The 21,599-nt window shown below is 71.8% G+C and carries 20 protein-coding genes, 1 tRNA gene and 1 pseudogene; 11 read left to right on the plus strand and 11 right to left on the minus strand.

Features of this window, described 5'->3' with window-relative positions:
• Positions 1-47: 47 nt before the first annotated feature.
• Genes murJ through OG448_RS19980 form a run of 4 tightly spaced genes read right to left on the minus strand, consistent with a single transcriptional unit; the run spans position 48 to position 5,568 of the window.
• Positions 48-1,706 (minus strand): murein biosynthesis integral membrane protein MurJ, encoded by a 1,659-nt coding sequence (gene murJ, locus OG448_RS19965; RefSeq protein WP_405555646.1) that lies wholly within the window; start codon positions 1,704-1,706, stop codon positions 48-50.
• Positions 1,703-3,004: an O-antigen ligase family protein gene (locus OG448_RS19970; protein WP_405555648.1), complete on the minus strand. Its 1,302-nt coding sequence runs from the start codon at positions 3,002-3,004 to the stop codon at positions 1,703-1,705. The genes murJ and OG448_RS19970 overlap by 4 nt, the downstream gene beginning before the upstream one ends.
• Positions 3,005-3,007: 3 nt before the next feature.
• Complete coding sequence (locus tag OG448_RS19975; protein ID WP_405555650.1) at positions 3,008-4,411, minus strand: exopolysaccharide biosynthesis polyprenyl glycosylphosphotransferase; 1,404 nt, start codon at positions 4,409-4,411, stop codon at positions 3,008-3,010.
• Positions 4,408-5,568 carry a glycosyltransferase gene (locus OG448_RS19980; RefSeq protein WP_405555652.1) on the minus strand — a complete coding sequence of 387 codons (1,161 nt, stop codon included), beginning with the start codon at positions 5,566-5,568 and terminating at the stop codon, positions 4,408-4,410. Before OG448_RS19980 ends, OG448_RS19975 begins: the two co-directional genes overlap by 4 nt.
• Before the next feature lie 569 nt (positions 5,569-6,137).
• Between OG448_RS19980 and OG448_RS19985 the strand changes: the two genes are divergently transcribed.
• The 5 genes from OG448_RS19985 (at position 6,138) to OG448_RS20005 (ending at position 8,947) form a co-directional block, all read left to right on the plus strand.
• The gene (locus OG448_RS19985) at positions 6,138-6,377 is read left to right on the plus strand and encodes a chaplin (RefSeq protein ID WP_405555654.1); all 240 of its coding nucleotides are present in this window, start codon (positions 6,138-6,140) and stop codon (positions 6,375-6,377) included.
• A 203-nt stretch (positions 6,378-6,580) separates the two neighbouring features.
• Positions 6,581-6,868 carry a hypothetical protein gene (locus OG448_RS19990; protein WP_405558861.1) on the plus strand — a complete coding sequence of 96 codons (288 nt, stop codon included), beginning with the start codon at positions 6,581-6,583 and terminating at the stop codon, positions 6,866-6,868.
• 157 nt (positions 6,869-7,025) lie between these two features.
• Positions 7,026-7,514, plus strand: a complete 489-nt coding sequence (locus tag OG448_RS19995) for a DUF5949 family protein (protein WP_405555656.1) — start codon at positions 7,026-7,028, stop codon at positions 7,512-7,514.
• A 100-nt stretch (positions 7,515-7,614) separates the two neighbouring features.
• A complete protein-coding gene (locus OG448_RS20000) occupies positions 7,615-8,097 on the plus strand; it encodes a tyrosinase family oxidase copper chaperone (RefSeq protein ID WP_405555658.1) in 483 nt (160 codons plus the stop codon).
• Complete coding sequence (locus tag OG448_RS20005) at positions 8,081-8,947, plus strand: tyrosinase family protein (RefSeq protein WP_405555660.1); 867 nt, start codon at positions 8,081-8,083, stop codon at positions 8,945-8,947. Before OG448_RS20000 ends, OG448_RS20005 begins: the two co-directional genes overlap by 17 nt.
• A gap of 64 nt (positions 8,948-9,011) precedes the next feature.
• On the opposite strand, the gene OG448_RS20010 is transcribed toward OG448_RS20005, so the two are convergent.
• The 3 genes from OG448_RS20010 to OG448_RS20020 form a co-directional block, all read right to left on the minus strand.
• Positions 9,012-9,332 (minus strand): chaplin family protein, encoded by a 321-nt coding sequence (locus tag OG448_RS20010; RefSeq protein WP_391291857.1) that lies wholly within the window; start codon positions 9,330-9,332, stop codon positions 9,012-9,014.
• 179 nt (positions 9,333-9,511) lie between these two features.
• Entirely contained in the window at positions 9,512-9,895 is a 384-nt protein-coding gene (locus OG448_RS20015; protein WP_405555662.1) for a DoxX family protein, read from the minus strand.
• A 309-nt stretch (positions 9,896-10,204) separates the two neighbouring features.
• Positions 10,205-10,277: transfer RNA gene (locus OG448_RS20020), tRNA-Arg, on the minus strand.
• A 271-nt stretch (positions 10,278-10,548) separates the two neighbouring features.
• Between OG448_RS20020 and OG448_RS20025 the strand changes: the two genes are divergently transcribed.
• From OG448_RS20025 to OG448_RS20045, 5 genes are all read left to right on the plus strand, one after another.
• On the plus strand, positions 10,549-12,159 hold the full coding sequence (locus OG448_RS20025; protein WP_405555664.1) for a dynamin family protein: 1,611 nt from the start codon (positions 10,549-10,551) through the stop codon (positions 12,157-12,159).
• A gap of 30 nt (positions 12,160-12,189) precedes the next feature.
• Positions 12,190-13,959: a GTPase gene (locus tag OG448_RS20030; RefSeq protein ID WP_405558863.1), complete on the plus strand. Its 1,770-nt coding sequence runs from the start codon at positions 12,190-12,192 to the stop codon at positions 13,957-13,959.
• Positions 13,960-14,277: 318 nt separating this feature from the next.
• Positions 14,278-14,748, plus strand: coding sequence for a single-stranded DNA-binding protein (locus OG448_RS20035; RefSeq protein ID WP_405555666.1), 471 nt, complete (start codon positions 14,278-14,280; stop codon positions 14,746-14,748).
• Between the two features lie 266 nt (positions 14,749-15,014).
• Positions 15,015-16,424 carry a TQXA domain-containing protein gene (locus OG448_RS20040; RefSeq protein ID WP_405555668.1) on the plus strand — a complete coding sequence of 470 codons (1,410 nt, stop codon included), beginning with the start codon at positions 15,015-15,017 and terminating at the stop codon, positions 16,422-16,424.
• Between the two features lie 336 nt (positions 16,425-16,760).
• On the plus strand, positions 16,761-17,549 hold the full coding sequence (locus tag OG448_RS20045) for a hypothetical protein (RefSeq protein ID WP_405555669.1): 789 nt from the start codon (positions 16,761-16,763) through the stop codon (positions 17,547-17,549).
• Positions 17,550-17,614: 65 nt separating this feature from the next.
• On the opposite strand, the pseudogene OG448_RS20050 reads toward OG448_RS20045, so the two are convergent.
• Together OG448_RS20050 and OG448_RS20055 are read right to left on the minus strand one after the other, a co-directional pair.
• Positions 17,615-18,241, minus strand: a pseudogene (locus OG448_RS20050) (tyrosine-type recombinase/integrase); the annotation flags it as partial.
• 106 nt (positions 18,242-18,347) lie between these two features.
• The gene (locus tag OG448_RS20055; protein ID WP_405555671.1) at positions 18,348-18,821 is read right to left on the minus strand and encodes a hypothetical protein; all 474 of its coding nucleotides are present in this window, start codon (positions 18,819-18,821) and stop codon (positions 18,348-18,350) included.
• 523 nt (positions 18,822-19,344) lie between these two features.
• Here OG448_RS20055 and OG448_RS20060 point away from each other — a divergent pair.
• Complete coding sequence (locus OG448_RS20060) at positions 19,345-19,566, plus strand: hypothetical protein (protein ID WP_405555672.1); 222 nt, start codon at positions 19,345-19,347, stop codon at positions 19,564-19,566.
• A 483-nt stretch (positions 19,567-20,049) separates the two neighbouring features.
• On the opposite strand, the gene OG448_RS20065 is transcribed toward OG448_RS20060, so the two are convergent.
• Positions 20,050-20,415, minus strand: a complete 366-nt coding sequence (locus tag OG448_RS20065; RefSeq protein WP_405555674.1) for a hypothetical protein — start codon at positions 20,413-20,415, stop codon at positions 20,050-20,052.
• 345 nt (positions 20,416-20,760) lie between these two features.
• A complete protein-coding gene (locus OG448_RS20070; RefSeq protein WP_405555675.1) occupies positions 20,761-21,519 on the minus strand; it encodes a DUF6928 family protein in 759 nt (252 codons plus the stop codon).
• Between the last annotated feature and the right edge of the window lie 80 nt (positions 21,520-21,599).

Here is a 21,599-nt window from a genome sequence, read left to right on the forward strand (position 1 = left end):
CTCCTCCGCCCGGCCCCGGGGAACCGGTGCGGAGGACGGACTCGGACTCAACGGAAGACGGCATGAGCGAGCCTTCGGGTGTGGGTGCGTACGGAACGGAGGGCGGGTGCGAAGCCCTGGACGCCCAGGGCCCAGCCGAGCAGGACGAAGACGGTGATCACGGTGAGGCCCCCGGCGGCGAGCCCCGCGAGCGCTCCGACGGGCAGGGTGGCGGCCCAGGCCCCGGCCGGCGCGGCCCCGAGCGCGGCTCCGGCCGGGCGGCTCAGCTCGCGCAGTACGTGCCGGGTGCGGATCGGCACCCCGCGCCGCCTGCCGTGCCGGGGGCCGCGCATCCCGGAGAGCAGCAGGGCCGCGGTGAGGGTGATGCCGGTGGCGTTGGCGGCGGCGATACCGGTCACGCCCCAGGTGCCGACGGTGGCGGCGCCGATGACGCAGGTGGCGAGCACACCGGCGGACATGGCGCCGAGCGGGTACCAGGTGGGGCGGCCCGCCGAGAAGTAGGAGCGGACCAGGACACCGGTGAGTGTCTGGCCGAGCAGGCCGACGGCGTACACGCGCATCACGCCCGCCGTCGCCGCGGTGTCCCCGGCGGTGAAAGCCCCCCGCTGGAAGAGGAGTTGGACGATCTGCGGGGCACAGGCCACGACCGCCGCCGTGCCGAGCAGTACCAGTCCGGAGGCGACCGCGAGGTCCCGTTCCACCCGGACCCGGGCGCGCTCGGTGTCTCCCTCGGCGAGCGCCCGCGCGACCACCGGGAAGGTGATCGTGCACAGCATCATCGACATCGTCATGGGGATCTGCGCGATCTTCTGGGCGTAGTTCAGGTGCGAGATGGCCCCGGAGGGCAGGCTGGAGGCGAGGAACCGCTCGATCAGCACCTGGGACTGCCGGCACAGCGCGAACAGCAGCACGGTCGCCATCAGCGGCAGGTTCACCGAGTGCGGCTTGGCCGAGGGGAGTTCCGGCGTCGGCTCCGCCGTCTGACGGCCGCGTAACCGGCCGACCAGGAAGGGCACTTGGGTGAGGACCATCAGCACCCCGCCCGCCGCGACCCCGACCGCCGCCGACCGCACCCCCCAGACCCCGCCGAGCGCGAACATCGCCGTGACGATGCCCGTGTTGTACGCGACGTAGATCGCGGCCGGGGCCAGGAAGCGGCGGTGGGCGCGCAGGGCCGCGCTGAAGTACCCGGCGAGCCCGAAGGTGAGCACACAGGTCGCGGTGAGCCGGGAGCAGTCCACGGCGAGCGCCGGGTCGGGCAGGCCGGGCGCGAGCACCTGGACGAGCTGCGGCGCACCGGCCGCGAGCACCGCCCCCACCACGGCGAAGGCCAGCGTCAGCCGGGGCAGCGTCCCCTTGACCAGGGCCCGTACGGGATCTCCCGGAACGCCCTGCGCGCGGCGGGCCAGCGCCATGCTGAACGCCGGGATCAGCGCGAAGGCCAGCCCGTCCTCGATCAGGAGGGTGGCCGCGAACTCGGGCACCGTCCAGGCCACCAGGAACGCGTCCGTGTCCCGCCCGGCGCCGAACAGCCGGGCCAGCGACTGGTCCCGGACCAGCCCGAGCAGGGCACCGGCGGCGGACAGGGAGGCGGTGAGCAGGGCGGCCCGCGCGAGGAACCGCCGGGTCACCGGGGCGTGTTCGGGCTCGGGCGGCAGGGGTTGCCGGGTCGTCGTCTCCGGTCCCGGAGCGGGCGTCAGCGTCATCGCGCACCCTCCGGGCCCGCGCCCACCAGCGCCCACCACGCCACCAGACCCAGGCACACCGCCGTCAGCACGGTGGAGGGGCCGCCGATGTCGGCGTACACGAAGTCCACGAGCTGCCACAGCAGCAGGCCGCAGCCGATCAGCGCGCAGTCCAGACCCCGGCCCGTACGGTGGGCGGCCCGCAGGCCGCGCAGCCCGAGCACCAGCATCGCCAGCCAGCCGCCCGCCAGGCACAGCAGGCCGATCAGGCCCTGTTCGGCGAGGACCAGCAGGTACATGTTGTGCGGGGACAGCAGCGGCTGCCTCCGGAAGCCGACGCCCGCGCCCTCGGTGTCGCTGCCCGAGGACAGCGCGAGCGAGGCGTGCCCGTCCCGGTACTCCGGGAAGCCCTTCAACCCGACGCCGGTCAGCGGGTGTTCGCGCCACATGCCGGTGGCCGCCGCCCACATGGTGTACCGGTCGGTGACCGACTGGTCGGGGGCGTCGGCGACCTTGGTGATGCTGTCGATCCGTTCCTGGAGCATGGCCGTGCCCACCCCGAGGCCGCCCACCAGCACCACCCCGGCCGCGACCACCACCGCGCCCACCTTCAGCGCCCGGCGGACCCCGGCCAGCAGCAGTTGCGCGGTGAGGGTGACGGCGGTGGCGATCCACGCGCCCCGGCTGAAGGAGAGCGCCAGCGGCACCAGCAGCGCCAGCGCGCACCCGGCCGCGACCGCCCGCTCGCGCACCGGCGCCTTCCCCAGCGCCAGGCCCACCGCGCACAGCAGTCCGAACGCCACCACGGTGGCCATCCCCATCACGTCGTACGGCCCGAAGGTGCCGACCGCACGGATCATCCGGCCCTGGTAAGAGGCACCGGTGCCGGTGGCGTACTGCTTCACGCCGACCGCGCCCTGCCAGAGCGCGAGGCCCACCAGCGCCCAGGCCAGCAGCCGGAAGTCCCGGCGGTCGCGGATCAGGAGGAGCACGGCGGCCGGGACGAGGACGAAGACCTGGAGGTAGCGGCCGAGTCCGGCGACTCCCGCGCCCAGGGAGGCGGCGCCCATCGCGGCGAGCGCCGCCCCGGCCACCGGCAGCCCCAGCAGCAGCGCGGACCTGGCGGACAGCGGGCGGGCCCGCTCCCGCAGCAGCCGCACCACGCAGGCCCCGACGACCAGCGCGGACGCCGCGTCGGCCGGGCCCGCGCCGCCTCCCTCGCTGGAGGAGAGGGGCAGCGCGAGCAGGACGAGCACGGCGAGCACCGGCAGCACCGGGGACCAGTGCCGGGGGCGGCCGAGCGGCAGCGCGAGGCTCATCCGTCAGCTCCCGGTGGACCGCACGACGGCGGCCGCCGTGCGCAGCAGGATGCAGACGTCCTGCCACAGCGACCAGTTGTCGATGTAGGCGTTGTCGTACCGGGCCCGGTCCTCGATCGAGGTGTCCCCGCGCAACCCGCTGACCTGCGCGAGCCCGGTGATGCCCACCCGCATCCGGTGCCGGGCGGCGTAACCGGGGTAGCACTGGCTGAACTGCGTGACGAAGTACGGGCGTTCGGGGCGCGGGCCGACCAGGCTCATGTCGCCCCGGAAGACGTTCCAGAGCTGGAGCAGCTCATCCAGCGAGGTCCGGCGCAGGAACCGGCAGAACGGGTTCATCCGCCGCTCGTCCGCCACGCTCCACCGGGTCGCCGACTCCCGCTCGTCCACCGGGCGGTGGGTGCGGAACTTCAGCAGGGTGAAGGGGCACCCGTCCTTGCCGATGCGCTCCTGCCGGAACACCACGCCCGGACCCTCACTGAGCCGCAGCACCAGCGCGCAGACCAGCAGCAGCGGCGCGGCCAGCACCAGCAGGGCGCCCGACACCACCAGGTCCAGCAGCCGCTTGCCGACACCGCCGCGCCGCCGGGCGCCGAGGTCGAGCCGCCGTACGGAGAACCCGGCGAGCTGGTCCCGCATCTCGTACGCCGGGCAGTCCGCGTCCACCTCCCACACCGCGCAGCCGGACTCGGCCAGCGCCCGCAGCAGCGGGCCCTTCTCGGTGCGCACGGCGGGGTCGACGGTGAGCACGGTGCCGACGCCGTTCTGGATGAGCGCCCGCTCGACCTGCTCGCCGCAGGTCAGCACGGGGAGCCCGGCGCTGCCGTCCGGGTGGTCGGTGACCACGCCGACGGGGCGTACCCCGCAGTCCGGCTGCCGCAGCAGCGCGGCGGCGACCCGCTGGGCGGTCGCGGCGGGGCCGATCACCAGCGCGGTGCCCGGCTGCCGCAGCCGCAGCACCCGGCGCCGCCGGTGTACGGCCGCCCGTCCGACACAGGCCACCACCGCGTGCGCGGACCAGCCGACGAGCAGCGCGGGCAGGGACAGGGCACGGCCGGGTTCCAAGGCGGCGGTCAGCGCGCCGAGCGCCAGCCAGACCACCGCGATCCGGCCGCAGACGGAGGGGAGTTCGTCGAGCACACCGGTCACCGTGCGTGCCGGGCGCGGCCGCAGCAGCAGGGCGCCGGCGACCAGTGCCCCGACGACGAGCGGGCCGCGCACGGCCGCGTCCAGTACGGCCGCGCCCGCCAGCGCGGCGGCGAGGTCGGCGGTGAGCAGGGGCAGCGGGGAGACGGTGGGGGAGTGCGGGCGCCGGGCCGGGAACCGGAAGCCCCGGGCGCTCCGTACGGCGTACCCGGAGTCCATGCCGGAGGCGCTGGGCGAGGGGACGATGCTTTCCGCGGTCACGGGTGGGTCGGCTCCCTGCGCTCGGTGGACACGGACGGCAGGGTGCCGAGGAGCTCGCGGTAGAGGTCCGCGATCCGCTCGGCGGTCAGCCGTACGTCGTGCGTGGTCAGGACGTGCCGGCGGCCCTGGGCGCCGAGGTCCGCGCGCAGCGGCGCGTCGCACAGCAGCCCGGTCACGGCGGCGGCCAGCGCCTCCGGGTCCTCCGGCGGCACCAGGCACCTTCCGGCGAGCGCGGGCGGCAGGCTCTCGCGGGCGCCGTCCACCTCGCTGAGCACCACGGACCGCGCGCAGGCCAGCGCCTCCAGCGGGGCCAGCGCCATGCCCTCCCAGCGCGAGGGCAGCACCACCAGATCGGCGGCCCGGTACCAGGGCAGTACGTCGGCGACCTCACCCGCGAACAGCACGCGGGGGACCGCCAGTTCGCTCAGCGTCTCCCGGTCGGGTCCGTCGCCGACCAGCACCAGCCGGGCTTCCGGCAGCACGGTCAGCACCCGCTCCCACGCGGCCAGCAGCACGTCCTGGCCCTTCTGCGGGCACAGCCGCCCCACGCACACCACCAGCGGTCCGGCCCCGAGCCCCGGCAGCCCGGCGCGGGCCGCCGATGCGGGCGCGGGGGAGAACCGTTCGAGGTCGATGCCGTTGGGCACTACGGCGTACGAGGCGCGCACCCCGGCGCGTACGCCCCTCGCGCGCTCTGCCTCACTGACGCACACCACCCGTTCGGCCCAGCGTGCGGCGAGCCGCTCCCAGCGCAGGGCGAGCGCGGCGGTGCCCCCGCCGACGGCCTCGAAGGACCAGGCGTGCGGCTGGAAGACGGTCGGGATGCGGCCGCGCAGGGCGAGGCGGGCGGCCAGACCGGCCTTGGCGCTGTGCGCGTGCACCAGTGCGGGCCGTACCTCCCCGACGAGGCGGGCGAGCCGCCGTACCTCGCCGGGCAGCGCGGGACCCGGTGACCGGGTGGCCCGCCAGAGCCGCACCTCGGCGCCTATCTCCTGTGCCTCCGTGGCCAGTCGGCCGCCTGGGCAGGCGATCACGACGCGCACGCCCGCCGCGAGCTGGGCCCGCGCCAGGTCGAGCACGACCCGCGCGACTCCGCCGTCGACGGGCTGCGCGACATGCAGCACCCGTTCTCGGGCGTCGGAAACTGGCTGGTGCATGGGCGGGGTACCTCGCTCACAGGGGCGCTCTGGTCTGGTCGGGACCGCGCCTCGCTGCCGGGCGTCCTCCGCGGTGAAGAGCACACCGGCCCTCGCCGCGTCCCGGTGGGGAACGAGCAGGTGGCCCGGCGGGTCACCGCCGCGCCCGCGCGAAGCGCCCGAGATCGGCCACCCTCGGGCCCGCGTCCGGACGGCATGGCGTAGCCGGCCTGGCGCCGTACCCGTACGCGCTCTGCCGCGCCGGTCGTGCGCCGCGGTACGTCGTCCGGTGGACCCGCGCCCGGCCACTTCCGTGCGCCCGGCGTACGACGGCGCGGCACGGTGCCTCCCTGGAGCGTGAGCCGGTGCCCGCCCCGCGCGGCGTCCGGACCTGGTACGGAGGAGAGGGCCGCGACTCTAGTGAGGGCGGGCGCCGGAGCGGCGCAACGACGCGAGCGGGCCGCACATGCGGCCGCGGTTCTCGCGGAGATCACCCCTTTGGCGGCACAACCCCTCGCGGCGGCTCGCGTTGACACTGCGTCGGGCAGCCCGCCCGGATGTTTGTCTCGATTTTCAAGGAGCACCTCTCCATGTCGCGTATTGCGAAGGGTCTGGTCCTGACCTCCGCCGCCGTGGCGGCCGTCGCCGGCGGTGCCGGTATCGCCGCTGCCGACTCCGGCGCGCAGGCCGCCGCCGCGAACTCGCCGGGCGTCCTCTCGGGCAACGTCGTCCAGATCCCGGTCCACGTGCCGGTCAACGTCTGCGGCGACACCATCGACGTCATCGGCCTGCTGAACCCGGCCTTCGGCAGCACCTGCGCCAACGACTGAGGTCGGACGCACACCTCGGCCCGGCCGTCCGCACGCGCGTATCGCTTGAGCGGACGGCCGGGCCGCCGTCGTATGTGATCGCCCCCTGAATGAGCGGGATTTCATATGTCTTGTGCACACAGGGTTTCCGCTCCGGCCGCGACTCGTTGGACACGGCGTCGGACATCCCTGTGGCGACGCGAGTTGCCGAGGAGAGGAACATGATGAAGTCCCTGAAGGCCGCCGCCGTCCTGGCCGGTTCCATCGCCCTCACCGGCGTCGCCGCGCCCGCGTTCGCCTACTCCGGCGACCTGACGCCCAGCAGCCTGAACGGCGCCGTGGACCAGATCGCCAAGGGCGGTCTGACGGTGCGTGACGTGATGCCGCTCCAGCACCAGTCGGACGCGCTGAACACCGAGAACAAGCACTCCGCCCTCAGCACCGTCAAGGGCGCCACCACCGCGCTGAACACGCACAACCCGCTGCTCGGCGGTCTGCCGCTGCAGAGCTGAGCCACCGTGGAGGGAGGGCCGGACCGCGCCGCGCGGACCGGCCCTCCCTTTCGTGTTCGAGGCCGCTTCCCCCGATCGTGTGGAGCACCTCCCGGCCGTCCCCCGGACGAGTGAGCGGCCCCCCGGTCGGCCCGTCGGCCGTGGATAGGGTCGCGCGGTGACCTCAACCACAAGCGAAGCCTTCCGCGCCGCCGACCTCGGCACCCTCGTCGTCCTGGCCTGGAGCGGCGAGGCCCCCGACGGCGGCGACATGCCCTATCTGCTGGCGTACTCCCTCGGGGACGCCGAGGGTGGACCGCGCGCCACCTCGGCCGCTGTCACCCAGCTCCTGGAGATGAACGGCCTGACCATCGGCACCGTCATCGACGGCGCCACCCGGCCCAGCCTCCCCGTCTCCCTGCTCGTCGAGGCAGGCCAGGCCGTCGTCCGGATGCCCCAGCTCGTCGCCCAGGCCGGCGCCCCGCCGGAGTGGCTGGACGCCGTCGCCCGGCGCGGACACGCCTACCTCGTCTTCACCACCCGCGCCTGGCCCGAGGGCCGCCCCGGTGTGACCGTCGACCCCGCCGCGCTGGCCGCCTTCGCCGGCGCCGAGGAGACCCTGATGACCGCCGCCCACGTCATGCTCCCGGCGCGCAGCCTGCGCTGACCCTCCGTCGCCTACCCGGATGGCCGCTGTGCGGTGACCCCGAGCGCCCCCGCGCGGTTACCGCTGTGGACAAGCCCGATTGCGGACGAGGGAGTGAGCGATGGTCGTCGGTGCCGGTGGTGTGGCCGTGGGGACGGAACGGCAGGTCAGAGAGGGTAGACCTTCGCGGCGGGAGGTGACCCGCGGCCTGCTGGCCTCGGTGGCCGCTCTGGGACTGGCGCCGGTGGTCGCCGCCTCCCGTCCCCTGCCCTTGGCCGGGGACCCGGAGGGCAACACCTTCCACGAGACCTACCGCGGCCACCGCATCCAGGGCTTCCTGGTCCCGGCCGCCGCGCGCCGGGCGGGCGGGGACGAGTGGCAGATCACCCTCGACGGACGCCCGCTGCACCTGATGCGCCGCGCCGACGGCACCTGGATGAGCATGGTCGACCACTACACCTCGTACGCCACCCCGCTGGAGGCGGCCCGTGCCGCCGCGGACGAGATCGGTCCCGGCCAGCGGCTGCGCGAGATGGCCCCCGGACCGGTCGGCGGCGAGCACGCGGGACACGGGATGGGGGGCATGCATGGCGTACGTGCGTAAGAACGCCGCCGCGCTCACCGCGAGCGAGAAGCGGCGTTTCGTCAACGCCCTGCTGGAGGTCAAACGGCGCGGCGAGTACGACGACTTCGTGCGGACGCACATCGACTACTACACGGCGGACGGCGAGAAGGGCCTGCGCGCCGCCCACATGGCCCCCTCCTTCCTGCCCTGGCACCGGCGCTTCCTGCTGGAGCTGGAGCGGGCGCTGCGCCGGGTGGACTCCTCGGTGACCGTGCCGTACTGGGACTGGACCCGCGACCGCGGCACGACGTCGGTGCCCTGGACCAAGGACCTCCTCGGCGGCAACGGCCGCAGGAGTGACCGGCAGGTGACCACCGGGCCGTTCGCGTACGCGGCCGGGCACTGGACCATCAAGGAGGGCATCACCGACGGCAGGTACCTCACCCGCGACCTCGGCCGCGCCGCCTCTCCGATCCAGCTCCCCACCAGGAGCGAACTGCAGTGGGCGCTGGACGATCCGGCATACGACGTCTCCCCGTGGGACTCGACCGTCACGCGGGGCTTCCGCAACAAGCTGGAGGGGTGGGGGACGGGCGGCGGCAGCGCTTCCTGGCACAACCACAACCGGGTGCACCGGTGGGTCGGCGGGGTGATGCTCGGCGGGGCGTCGGTCAACGACCCGGTGTTCTGGCTGCACCACGCCTTCCTGGACTACCAGTGGTACCGGTGGCAGCAGGCGCACAAGAGCCACCGCTACCTGCCGGCCGCCCAGCCGGGCCCCGGTGACAAGCAGCGCGGGCGGGTCGTCGCGCGGCTGGACAGGATGCCGCCGTGGAACGTCACGCCGGACTCGCTGGAGGATGTGAGCGGGATCTATCGGTACGCCTGAGGCGGGCGGGCACGCGAAGAGCCCCGGCGCTCAGGGGGCCGGGGCTCTTCGCGGAGGGTAGACGTCAGTTGCCGTAGCCGCTGTCGCCGTAACCGCCCTCGGGCGTCTCCTCCACCGGCGTGGGCTCGGTGGGTTCGGTGGGCTCGCCGACGTTGGCGCAGGTGTTGCCGAAGGCCGGGTTCAGCAGGCCGACCACGTCGATGGTGTTCCCGCACAGGTTGACGGGGATGTTGACCGGAACCTGGATCGCGTTGCCGGAGCCCACGCCGGGCGAGCCGACGGCCGCGGCCCCGGCGTTCGCGTCGGCCAGCGCCAGACCGGCGCCACCGACCATGACGGCACCGGTGCCGAGGGCCACGACGGCTGCCTTCGCAATGCGAGACATCACGTTCTCCTTATGTCGCTCGGGGGGAGGGGAGGCGGCAGGGATCACCACCGCACTTCCCGTACAACGGCGGGCGGGGGAGGGGGTCACGGGGGAAAGGTGGGGGATCACCCTTTTACGGGGGGTGAATCTTGAGTGGGGGGATTCGGGAGGATGTGTCCCTTGAGGGAGGTGGACCCTCAGCCGGTGAAGGACTCCGGCCCGATGCGCCCCCAGGCGATGAAGGCGGCGAGCGCGAGGTAGGCCAGGTTCAGCGCCACGAACCCGAACTCGCGGCGCCGGCCGTGGGTGAGCATCGCCCCGATCATCAACAGCACCCAGCAGGCGGCGGTCACGGGGACGAGGACGGGCACGCGGTCGAGGAGGGCTGGGACTACGAGCCCGACGGCGGCGAGCAGTTCGAGCACCCCGAGCGCCTTGACGCTCCGGGCACCGACCCCCTCGGTCCACCCGCCCCCATGCGCGGCGGCCAGCTTCTCCTTCGGCACGAAGGTCTTGCTGACACCCCCGACGAGAGCCACGACGGCCAGCGTCCAGGCACTGATCCACAGAGCGAGGTCCAACTGTCCCACTTCCTCACCGGTCGACATTCCTTCCGGGAGGTAGACGGATTATGGCCGCGGCGTGTGACATGCCCGGCTCACCGGAACTGTCGACCGGCCGGAGGAGGGGCACACCGCCAGAGGGACCGGCGCCGACCGTCGTCCGCCCGCCTCGAAAGCACGAGGCCGCCGGCTTTCATGGGCTGCCCGCACTCGGGACACGCGGGGACGCCGTCGGTGGTCATGCGGCGGACTCTGAAGGCTCATGTGATCGTCCGAAGAAACCGCCCCCGACCAGCGAAAAGCCCTCCCGAGGGAGGGCCGGAAACGCGCCCCCGGCAGGACTCGAACCTGCGGCCAAGCGCTTAGAAGGCGCCTGCTCTATCCACTGAGCTACGGGGGCCTGGTGCGGGTCAAGGATAAAGCTCCCCGTTCCTTGACCCCGTCGCCGCGCCTCCGTGGCTCGATGTGGAGGTTCGGTGAAGCGGTCAAGATAATCGCAGGCGGGTACGAATCATGCATCGCTTTTGCGCCCTGACGCGCCGGGTGTTGTGCACTCGTTATGCCGGGAGGGGGCCCGCGTCCCAGTCATCCCTTCCGTCCGGTCTGTCCCTTCGGCGCGCAGGCATGTCCATATGCTTCAGAATTCCCCTAAAATTGGGCATTCTTCGCATGTGGTGACCTTGGACGTACGCCCTCAGCTACTCGACGCACTCGCTGCTCTGCGCGACCGTGTCGCCGCCGCACGCTATCCGCTCCCCCTGGCGGGAGCCCCGCGCGTGCGCGCCAACCGGGACGAGCTGCTCGCCCAACTGGACGACTATCTCGTCCCCCGGCTGCGCTCGCCCGAGGCGCCCCTGCTGGCCGTCGTCGGCGGATCGACCGGGACCGGCAAGTCGACCCTGGTGAACTCCCTGGTGGGACGGCGGGTCACGGAGGCGGGCGTGCTCCGGCCGACCACCCGTACTCCCGTACTCGTCTGCCATCCGGAGGACCAGCACTGGTTCAGCGGCATGCGCGTACTGCCCGACCTCACCCGCCGCTGGGTGCCCCACCAGGAGAAACCCGCCAAGGACAGCGACACGCCCGTCGACGACCACGCGCGCGTGCTCCGCGTCGAGACCGCCGAAACCCTCCCGCGCGGGCTCGCGCTGCTCGACGCGCCGGACGTCGACTCGCTGATCGCCGACAACCGCGTACTCGCCGCCCAGCTCATCTGCGCCGCCGACATCTGGATCATGGTCACGACGGCCGCCCGGTACGCCGACGCCGTCCCCTGGCACCTGCTGCGCACCGCCAAGGAGTACCGCGCCACCCTGATCACCGTCCTGGACCGCGTCCCGCACCAGGTCGTCGCCGAGGTCTCCCGCCAGTACGGCGCCCTGCTCACCAAGGCCGGGCTCGGCGAGGTGCCCCGGTTCACCGTGCCCGAGCTGCCCGAGTCGGCCTGGGGCGGCGGCCTGCTGCCCGCCTCCGCCGTCGCCTCACTGCGTACCTGGCTGCATCACCACGCCCAGGACCCCGGCGCCCGTCGCAGCGCCCTCACCCGTACGGCGTACGGCCTGCTCGACTCGCTGGCCTCCCGCATGCCGGAGCTGGCGAGCGCCGCGGCCGCCCAGTACGCGGCCGCCCTCCGCCTCACCTCCGCCGTGGACGGCGCCTACGACAGCGAGCACGCGCGCGTGCGCGGCAGGCTCCAGTCCGGCACCGTCCTCGCCGGCGACGCCCTCAAACGCTGGCGCGCCTTCCCGCTGGACTGCACCGCGGGCGAACTCCTCGACGCCCTCACCGAGAGCCTCGGCGCGCTGCTGCTGTGCGCCGTCACCGCCGCCGACGAGCGCGTCGACGAGTCCTGGCGCCGCGAACCCGCCGCCCGCGCCCCGGAACTCGCCGACCGCGACCTCTCCGCCGAGAGCGCCGAGCACCGCATCGGCCTCGCCGTACGGCGCTGGCGGCGCGAGCTGGAGGAGTACGCCGAGGACCAGGTCCGCGAGCTGGAGCGGGGCAACGCCCCCGACGCCGAGACGGTCGCCGCGCTCGCCGCGGCCGTCGTGCTCGGCGGACGCCGGGCGCGCACGGCGGGCGAGGGGCTGGCCGAGCGGATCGGGGCGCACGGCGCGCTGCGGCTGCGTGACCGAGCCGGGCGCCTGCTCACCGAGCACGTCGACCGGGTCCTGCACGCCGAACGCGAGCGCCGCCTCGCCCCCATCGACGCCCTGGACGTCCACGCCGAGTCGCAGGCCGAGCTCATCGCCGCGCTGTCCGTACTGCAGAAGGAGAGGTGACCGGTGACCGCCGCCGCCCAGAAGGACCAGATGGATCACGTCGACGACACGGGCCCCGCCGACGAGGAGCCGCACGCGCGCGTGGAGGCTGATCAGCATCCCGATGACGAGGTCTCCTGGGACGACGGCCTCATCGCCCGCCGCGTCACCGAGGGCGCCGCGCCCCCGGAGGCCCCCGCGCGCGGCGCGACGAGCGGCCCTCCGGCGCCGCTGGCCTACGACGGCCCGCTGCGCTCCCGCCTCGACGCGCTGCGCGAACTCGTCGGACTGTCCCGCGCCCGCCTCGACAACCAGACCCTCGCCGAGGCCGCCCGCGTCCTGGACGAGGCCACCGCGCGGCGCAAGCTGTCCGGGCAGCACACCGTCGTCGCCATCGCGGGCGCGACCGGCAGCGGCAAGTCGCAGTTGTTCAACACGCTCGCCGGGGTGCCCATCTCCGAGACCGGCGTGCGCCGTCCGACGACCGCCGCGCCCATCGCGTGCAGTTGGAGCGACGGCGCCGCGACCCTGATCGACCGCCTCGGCATCCCCGGCCGGCTGCGCCGCCGCCCCCTGCAGAGCGCCGAGGCCGAGGCGCAGTTGTGCGGTCTTGTCCTGATCGACCTGCCCGACCACGACTCCGCCGCCGTACAGCACCGCGAGCACGTCGACCGGGTCCTCAAGCTGGTCGACGCGGTCATCTGGGTGGTCGACCCGGAGAAGTACGCCGACGCCGTGCTGCACGAGCGCTATCTGCGGCCGATGGCGGGCCACGCCGAGGTGATGATCGTCGTCCTCAACCAGACCGACCGGCTGCCCGCGGAGGCGACCGAGCAGATCCTCGACGACCTGCGCCGCCTGCTGGACGAGGACGGCATCGCGCTCGGCGAGTACGACGAACCCGGCGCCACCGTCCTCGCCCTCTCCGCGCTCACCGGGGACGGCGTCGCCGACCTGCGCGAGGTGCTCGCCAAGATCGTGGCCGAGCGGGGCGCGGCGGCCCGCCGGGTCTCGGCCGACGTGGACGCGGCCGCCGCAGACCTGCGGCCGGTGTACGCCGCCGGGCAGGGCGTCGGGCTCAGCGAGGAGGCGCGGGAGGAGTTCTCCGGGCGGCTCGCGGACGCGGTCGGCGCCACCGCCGCCGGGGAGGCCGCCGAACGCGCCTGGCTACGCAGCGCCAACCGCGCCTGCGGTACGCCCTGGCTGCGGCTGTGGCGCTGGTACCAGGACCGCGGCGGCCCGCAGACCGGCAGCCTGCCGGTGCGCCAACAGACGGACGCCGAGGCGACCGCACGCCAGCGGGTGGAACAGGCGGTCCGTACGGTGTCCGACCAGGCCGCCGCCGAGCTGCCCACGCCCTGGGCGCAGGCGGTGCGCGAGGCGGCCGTACGCGGGTCGCAGGGGCTGTCGGAGTCGCTGGACGAGCTGGCGGGCCAGGCGGGGCTGCCGCCGGGACGCCCGCCCAGGCCGGGCTGGTGGCCGGTGGCGGTGCTGGTGCAGGCGGCGATGACGCTGCTCCAGATCGTCGGCGGTGCGTGGCTGGTCGGGCAGATCGCGGGCGTGCTCTCGCCGAACCTGGGCGTGCCGGTGCTGCTGATGCTGTGCGGGATCGTGGGCGGGCCGCTGGTGGAGTGGGGCTGCCGGCTGGCGGCGCGGGGGCCTGCGCGGCGGTACGGGCAGGAGGCGGAGCGCCGGCTGCGGGAGGCGGCGGCGAGCTGTGGACGGGCTCGGGTGCTGGACCCGGTGGCGGCGGAGCTGTTGCGGTACCGGGAGGTGCGGGAGCAGTACGGGCGGATCGCGGGGGTGGGGGCCGGGCGGTAGGGCTCTGCGGGGTGGGCTGTGGCGGCCTGTGGAGGGCGGGACCACCTGATCGGGTGACGGAGTTGTCCACAAGCGGGTGGTCGTCCACAGCGCCCGGCGGGATCGGCGGGGGTGGGGGCAGTCTGGTGCCACGGCGATCGCACCGCCTGCCCGACCCGGTGAGGAAGTGGGGGGATGGGCGGGCTTCGTGATCGGCGGTCGTGCGGCGCGCCACGAGTGAGACCGGTGCGCGCCGCACGGCACAGGAAGCCGTACGGGACAGGCTCGTCGCGGCACCGGCGGCCCGGCGATGAGCGTCGGGCGAGGGAGGGGATCACGATGAACGAGACCGTGCTGTGCGTGGTGGGCAATGTGGCGACGCGGCCGGTGTATCGAGAGCTGCCGAACGGCCCGTCGGCCCGGTTCCGGCTCGCGGTGACCGCGCGGTACTGGGACCGGGAGAAGAACGTCTGGACCGACGGGCACACCAACTTCTTCACGGTGTGGGCCAACCGGCAGCTCGCGGTCAACGTGGCCGCGTCGGTGGAGGTGGGGCAGCCGCTCGTGGTGCAGGGCCGGCTGAAGGTGCGGACCGAGATGCGCGAGGGACAGCAGCAGGCATGGGCGTCGGCGGACATCGACGCGGTGACGATCGGCCACGATCTGACGCGGGGGACGGCCGCGTTCCGGCGCTCGGCGAAACCGGAGACACCACCTCGGGCGGAGACGCGTCCGGAGCCGCAGTGGGAGACACCGCCTCCTGCGGCATCGGAGGCTCAACAGGACGCGAAGGCAGTGTTGGTGACATGACGTCACCCACCGTCTGACCGAGACGTGGCTTATCGGCGAATGCGCCGCGAACAACCCGTCCAAACCAGTGGATTTGTCGATAAGCCCAGCTCAAGACGCGCGCTGGCGATAACGATTACAGCTCGGATCAGCCGTACGACCATCCGACCGCCGGGTGGGGGCTCCGTTGATCCATAGGATGCCCAGGCGTACCCCCTAGGGGTTGGTGATTTCTGCTGGTGGGACCGCCCCCCAAGTCCAACGGGTCCTGCTCGAAGGGGAATTCTGTGCTTTCTGCGTTCTCTGGGTTCACCCGGTCCACCGCGCCCGTGAGGGCCGGCGCCCTGACTCTGGCCTGCGGGCTGGCGGCGGCGGGCGTGCTGTCCGGCGCCGGTACGGCCCTGGCCGACGGCAGACCGCAGGCGCAGAACGGGGCGACGGCCACGATCAACGGCCTCAAGGCGTACGGCGAGGCCGTGATCCACGAGGACGGTGGCACCGACCTGCGGGTACCGGCCGGCCTGTTCGACATGTCCGTGGACGGCGGCGGCACCCTCCAGACGTACTGCGTCGACCTGCACAACCCCACCCAGCGCGACGCCAAGTACCAGGAGACCCCCTGGAGCGGCACCTCGCTGGGCGCCAACCCGGACGCCGGGCGCATCCGCTGGATACTCCAGAACTCGTACCCGCAGGTGAACGACCTGGACGCGCTCGCCCGCAAGGCCGGCGCGACCGGGCTGACCGAGCAGGACGCGGCGGCCGGGACGCAGGTGGCCATCTGGCGCTACTCGGACGCGGCGAAGGTCGACGCGGTGGACCCGCAGGCGGAGAAGCTCGCGGACTACCTGGAGAAGAGCGCCCGCCCCGCGGCCGAGCCCCGGGCCTCGCTCACGCTGGACCCGCCCGCGGTCTCCGGCCGCCCCGGTGACCTGCTGGGACCGGTGACCGTGCACACCGACGCCGCCGGCGTGATCGTCTCGCCTCCGGCGGACGCGGCGGCCGAGGGGATGCGGATCATCGACCGCACCGGCAAGGTGATCACCTCGGCGCACGACGGCAGCCAGTTGTACTTCGACATACCCGAGGGCGCGCCGGACGCCGCGGTGCAGGTGGCCGTGCAGGCGTCCACCACCGTCCCGGTGGGCCGCGCCTTCGCCTCCGAGTCGCGCAGCCAGACGCAGATCCTGGCCGGCTCCAGCGAGTCCACGGTCTCCGCGACGGTCGACGCGTCCTGGGCGGCCGAGGGTGCCGTACCGGCGATCTCGGCCCGCAAGAACTGTGCCAAGGGCGGGGTGGACGTCACGGTCGCCGACAAGGGCGACGAGCCGTTCACCTTCGACCTGATGGGCACGTCCCACACGGTCGCCCCCGGCAAGGCCGACACGATCACGGTCCCCCTGAAGGAGGACCAGTCCTACGACTTCACCGTCACCGGCCCGGGCAGCTTCACCCAGCGCTTCACGGGCGTCCTCGACTGCGCCACCCAGGGCCCGGCCACGGCCGCCTCCGCCCAGACCCTGAGCGAGCCGACCCCGGTCACCCTGCCGGACGAGGCCCCTGGGGGGACGGACCTGGCGGCGACCGGTGGGTCCGCGCTGACGCCGGTGATCACGGGGGCGGCTATCGGGCTGGTTGTCATCGGCGGGGCTGTGCTGGTGATTCTGCGGGGGCGGGAGAACAAGGCGGGGGAGTGACGGCTGCGCCTTGCGTCAGCCGTCCTGGGGCAGGTGGAAGTAGACGTTTCCTGACCACCAGGGTCCGTGTTCCGTCATCTCCGACTCGATGAGCGCCGCCCCATCGTGCCCTGCCTGACAAGTACCCCCAGCTCACAGCCCCCCGAAGGAACGCGTTTCCTCCCAGGGGTGGCCGTACGGCAAGATGGGGTGTTACTTGCCGCGAGAGGGCATCAACAGGCCCCTCACCAGCGGTTTCTTTGCCGATGAGGGGCCGTGTCAGGCAGCTTGGGCCGTCTCCGGACCGTCCTACGGGAATCGCGCCCGTGAGTAAGTCCAATCGGCGATGATGTGCGCGTGGAGATCGCGCGCTTGGTCCTCGACTACCTCAAGGCTCTTGTATGGCCTGTCGTCTTCCTCATCGTTGCATTTCGGTTCAAGCCGGAGATCGCTCGACTGATCAGGCGAATCCGTACGCTGAGTGCCCCTGGTGTGGACGCCGAGTTCTCGGATGAAGTCGCCGAGATCAGCGCTGAGACCGAGGCAGCTGTTCGGCAGGCCCAACGGGATACCCAGGGGGTTGCGGAGGAACCTGGCGAGGCGTCCACAGAGGGTGGTCGACAGACTGGGACCCGGACGGAGAACCAACAAGCGCATCAAATCGAGCATGAGGCTGCAGAAGTCGTAGAAGCCGAAGCGCAACGGTACGAAGCTTTGCGGATTCAAGCGGTTGAAGAACGGGAGCTGGCCTATGAGGATGAGAGGCGTCGTCTCTTTGAGCGTTCCAACGAGGGAGCGTCCTTGTCGGAGATGCACTGGAGCACCCCAGAGCTGATGGCAGCTCTCAGCCCCTCAGCCGGAATGCTTGCGGCTTGGCAGCCCATCGAACAGCTTCTCTATGATCTCGCACCTGGTGGCGCGGCATCCCAACTGCGGCCGATTGGAAGAGTCATCGACTCATTGCCTGGTGTCCCGCACGATGTCAAGCACTCGCTTCACGACCTTCGCCGTCTCAGGAACGATGCTGCACACGAACGACGCGGAGAGACTGTGAGCCGATCAGCAGCGCTCAATTACGTGCGGAGCTGTAGAACCATGCTGAGTTGGTTGGAGGAGTACCGGCGCCGGCGTGAGTCTGGCGCCTGAGCGGACCCCAGCGCTGCCTATGAAAGGCCCCTCACCGGTGTGTTTCCCACTGGTGAGGGGCGGCGTCAGGCGGCCTGAGCCACTTCAGAGTTGTCATGGGTTTGACCGGCGGCCCGGTACATCGAGGAGATGGCCTTCCGGGTTCGCGTCTCGCTGGACGGCATGAGGTGGGTGTAAACCCGAAGGGTGAACCCTGGGTCGCTGTGACCGAGGTAGAGGCTCAGGGCCTTGATGCTCTCCCCGGCGTCCAAGAGCACCTAGGCGTAGAAGTGCCGTAATGCGTGCATCCCGTGCTCACGGGCCGCCGCGTAGCGCTCCCCCTTCTCCGGGGTCGGGATGACGCCGGCGGAGGCCAGCGCAGGCTTCCATGCCTGGTCGTTGAACCCCTGGCTCCAGATGGCGGCGCCGATGCTGCTGGTGAAGACGAGCCGGTGCGTGATCTTCGGTCCGGCCGGAGTCAGCCAGGGCAAGGTCACGTCGACCGGCGGGAAGCGCGCCATGTGCTCGCGGAGCGCCGCCGACACCTCCGGGTCGAGGGGAACGTCGCGGAGCTTGCCGCGCTTGGGCGGGGCGAAGACCAGCGTGCCGCGTACCTTCTTTACCTGCTGCCGGACATAGACCCAGCCCAGGTCTCCGATGCTGTCGACGGCCAGGCCGAAGATCTCACCCTGTCGGGCAGGTCCACAGACTGCCCGACTCGCCGGAAGCTTACGGGGCCATGATCACTCGCCCCATGGCAGCTCCCGCCCAAAGTCTCGGAGCCAACCTCTCGCCATCGTCGGCCACAGGCCGGCAGCCTTACTCGCCCGTACGGCCCTTGCCAGTCGTGGGCTTGGTCTGGTGGAAAATCTCTGCTCCGAACCCTTCCCAGTCGACGGTCATGGCGTCCTGGGTCAGCCCGTACACCCGCCCCACAGTCCGGTCGGTATTGCCGTCATCGCACTTAACGCTGATGACGTGCAGTCCGTCCTCTTTGGAGGCTTTGCCTCGACAGTGGTGTTTGCCGAGCAGTTTGACTTGCCGGCCATCGATGAGGAGTCTGGCGAAGTCTCCGCGATCGAGATAGACCCAGTTGCCAGCGAGTGACGGATCGACTTCGTCGTTGGCGCCCTCGGTGCTGGGCGTGACGGTCCGGCTGTCTGAGCTTGCCGTCGCCGTCGCTTTATGTCTCGAGGGGGGCTTCGCTTCCTCGGACTTCGTACCGCCGCATCCGGACAAGGCGACGGCTGTCACCAGGGCCATCCCGGCGACGCTGTGTACTCGCTTGATCACGTAATCCCCTCGAAAGACCCGCCTGTCCGCCAGGAGCAGCGGGTCGGCAGCGGATCATAGCTTTCGAGGAGACCCATGGCGCAGCCAACGTCCCGTGCCACACCCGTGCCAGAACGTGCGGGGAAGCACGGGGAATGACGGGCACCCACTTCGCCGGCCAGACTGGCCCTGCCAGCGCTCCACCGCAGGTCATCCCAGCAAGCCACCTGTAGATGACCGAAGCTTCCCAAGCTGAGGTCCACGAAGCTGCTAGCTAGCCCGAGCCGGCCGTCGCGGCTTGCTCTGGTAGGCAACACGAACCGGTAGCGCGACTGGGCTCCATCGTGGCTGGCTGCCGTCGGCTGAGGTTCGTGTGCAACCGTGCGAGATGCGGGGGTAGCCACGGTCAGTGAAGGGGACCTGCGGTCCAGTTTCGCCTCACCGCGTCTCGAAACCCCAGGTCAGCGGCATGATGCGGTTGTTCTCGTCCGGATCTGTGCCGACGGCCACAGCGAACGGGATACACGTAGGCTCATACTGAGTCATGACAAAGCCTGCTGCGCCGAAGCGTCATTTGCCGACCAGTCCCTTCAAGGCCCCGGTCACACCGGCTCCCAAGCACTTCGCCGTGGGCGACCAGGTCACACACGACGTGTACGGCCTCGGCCGAGTAGTCGGCATCGAGGATGGAGTCGCGGCGCTCGTGGATTTCCGCTCGGCGCAAATGCGGATCTTGAGCCCGTACGCCAAGATGACCAAGCTGTAGAACCGCTGTGCCCGGTTACGGCACACCAGGCCCATTCAGGGACCTGTAACGAAAGAGAGTCCTCTCATCGACCTGACGTCACTGTTTTCCGCCCTGGAAGGGCAACCCCGCTGCGCCACTGCGACATCGCCGCCTCCGACGACCAAGCCCTTCCAGGCCCCTGACTTCGGGGAAGACGAGACCTTGCCGCTGGAGGACGCACAGGAGCCCGCCTCGGGCGTACGTGCGGCGCGACCCAAGGCTGCTTAGCTCCACGAATGACGGTGGCTCCGGCAACTGGCCGCGGGTCGTCCCCCGTGCCGCGGTGAAGAGTGCGGCCGTCTCAGTTTCCGTCTCATTCAGCCCCGTTCACCGTTGCTCGGACGAGACCGTGTGCCGGGTCCTTCCCGTAGCCAGGCCACCCATGAACGCAGGTGAACGGCCCTGTACGCGCGGCTACTAGGCGCCAACAGACTTGGAAAGCGTGTTTGGCCGTGCGCCGGTTCAGCAGGTGTCTGGTCGTGCCGAGCCTGGTTGAGATCGCCGAACGCCAGTGCACGCCAACAGCGTGCTGCCGTCCGCGTCGAGAAACAGCATGAAGATCCACGATCCGTCGGCAGTCCTGATCTGCCCCAGTCGAACCGGTCGGCTGTATAGGTCGAGGCGTTGCACGGCCTGGGCCAAGCCGGAAGTCTCGATGCCCTTCCGAAGGGTGTGACGGAGTCGGCGCCCGTAGACCGTCGCGAGTGCCTTGGGTGAGGTCATTCCGTCCCAGACGACGTATGAAGCGTCGGCGCGGAGTGCAGCGAGAGCGGCCGCCGACGTGTCGTCGCCGCCGCCCAGCAGCCGTTCGAGCTGCTCCCGTTCCATGGCCCCACCCTGAGGCATTGGCGAACCTCGTAACGAACCGCTCAGCAGATGTCAGCCCACCTGGCCCGGCTCGAACGGGCTGGTCCCCTCCACAACGGGCCGGTGCTGCGGGTCTACAGCGCGCCGGCCGACGCAGGCAGCCTCATGGTAGGACGGCCGTCAGCGCCCTTGCACCGGTGTTTCCACACGGCAGATGGAGCAAGGCTGAGTGTCTAACTGCGTGACAACGCCGACGAACACCGGCGGACGAGCGCGGACGTCAGTGGACCATCGGCGCAGGTGAGCAGCACATCAGCCTAAGGCCGGAGGCCCACCCAAGTTGCTTCGGGAGGAAGAGGTCGTGAGCTAAGGGCCGTCGCGCTCGATCAGCGAGCCGTCGGGGTCGAACGTGTACACGCGTGGCGGTCCCATGGCTTCCATGGCCCTTTGCAGCTGCGCTTCCTGCTCCGCGGGGGCAGGACCGTGCGGGTCCCGCACCTGGAAGCCGTGCAGTCGGATGTTGTCTGCGTCGACGTCGTCCGGCTCGGGGCGACCCTCCTGGGTGAACCCGCACAGCGCTCGCAGTGCCTCTTCGCCCAGTTTCAAGGGGGGGAACGGCAGCGGGTACGGCTCTTCGTCCTCGTCCGGCCAGGAGATGACGTCGGCCGGGCGGTCTCCGGCCCAGTAGGGCAGCTCAAAGGGGAGCGGTTCGCCCATGTTCTCGATGATGCCGCTGTCCGGAGACAGGCTCATGGAACGGACGAGACGCCCGTCCTCCCACACGGCGAATGCCAGCCAGTCGACGACGCTGTGCATGGCGTGCAGGACGAGCCGTCGGCCGGCGCTTGCCGCCACGAGGTGTTCGGGAAGCTGGGAGGGGGCATCGATCATCACCCTCTGATCACCGATGACGTCCACGCCAGGCCAGCTGGCCGCGTACGTCGTCCCCTTCGGTGGGTACACGCCGTCCCAGAGAGTCGAGCCCTCGCACTCCTCGATCTGCCAGCCTGGGTAGAGCCGCCGCATCATCGTGACGGTCCGATCAAGGTCCGCTGCCCCCGCTCGTCGCAGCACCCCCGGCACGTCGCCGTCGGCGTACACCAGCAGTCCCGTCTTGGCTCCCAAAGCAGCCCTCCCCAAAGCGTTGCCCTCGATGGCGGACGCACCATAGCCCCACCCACTGACAACGAGGGCGACTCATTTCT

The organism is Streptomyces sp. NBC_01171 (assembly GCF_045039805.1).
Lineage (GTDB): Bacteria > Actinomycetota > Actinomycetes > Streptomycetales > Streptomycetaceae > Streptomyces.

What these genes read in the sequence shown, in the direction of transcription:
- murJ (WP_405555646.1), bottom strand. Translation starts at nt 1,706, where the DNA reads ATGACGCTGACGCCCGCTCCGGGACCGGAGACGACGACCCGGCAACCC.
- OG448_RS19990 (WP_405558861.1), top strand. Translation starts at nt 6,581, where the DNA reads ATGAAGTCCCTGAAGGCCGCCGCCGTCCTGGCCGGTTCCATCGCCCTC.
- OG448_RS20010 (WP_391291857.1), bottom strand. Translation starts at nt 9,332, where the DNA reads ATGTCTCGCATTGCGAAGGCAGCCGTCGTGGCCCTCGGCACCGGTGCC.
- OG448_RS20035 (WP_405555666.1), top strand. Translation starts at nt 14,278, where the DNA reads ATGAACGAGACCGTGCTGTGCGTGGTGGGCAATGTGGCGACGCGGCCG.
- OG448_RS20000 (WP_405555658.1), top strand. Translation starts at nt 7,615, where the DNA reads ATGGTCGTCGGTGCCGGTGGTGTGGCCGTGGGGACGGAACGGCAGGTC.
- OG448_RS20065 (WP_405555674.1), bottom strand. Translation starts at nt 20,415, where the DNA reads ATGGAACGGGAGCAGCTCGAACGGCTGCTGGGCGGCGGCGACGACACG.
- OG448_RS20030 (WP_405558863.1), top strand. Translation starts at nt 12,190, where the DNA reads ATGGATCACGTCGACGACACGGGCCCCGCCGACGAGGAGCCGCACGCG.
- OG448_RS19985 (WP_405555654.1), top strand. Translation starts at nt 6,138, where the DNA reads ATGTCGCGTATTGCGAAGGGTCTGGTCCTGACCTCCGCCGCCGTGGCG.
- OG448_RS19970 (WP_405555648.1), bottom strand. Translation starts at nt 3,004, where the DNA reads ATGAGCCTCGCGCTGCCGCTCGGCCGCCCCCGGCACTGGTCCCCGGTG.
- OG448_RS20005 (WP_405555660.1), top strand. Translation starts at nt 8,081, where the DNA reads ATGGCGTACGTGCGTAAGAACGCCGCCGCGCTCACCGCGAGCGAGAAG.
- OG448_RS20060 (WP_405555672.1), top strand. Translation starts at nt 19,345, where the DNA reads ATGACAAAGCCTGCTGCGCCGAAGCGTCATTTGCCGACCAGTCCCTTC.
- OG448_RS19980 (WP_405555652.1), bottom strand. Translation starts at nt 5,568, where the DNA reads ATGCACCAGCCAGTTTCCGACGCCCGAGAACGGGTGCTGCATGTCGCG.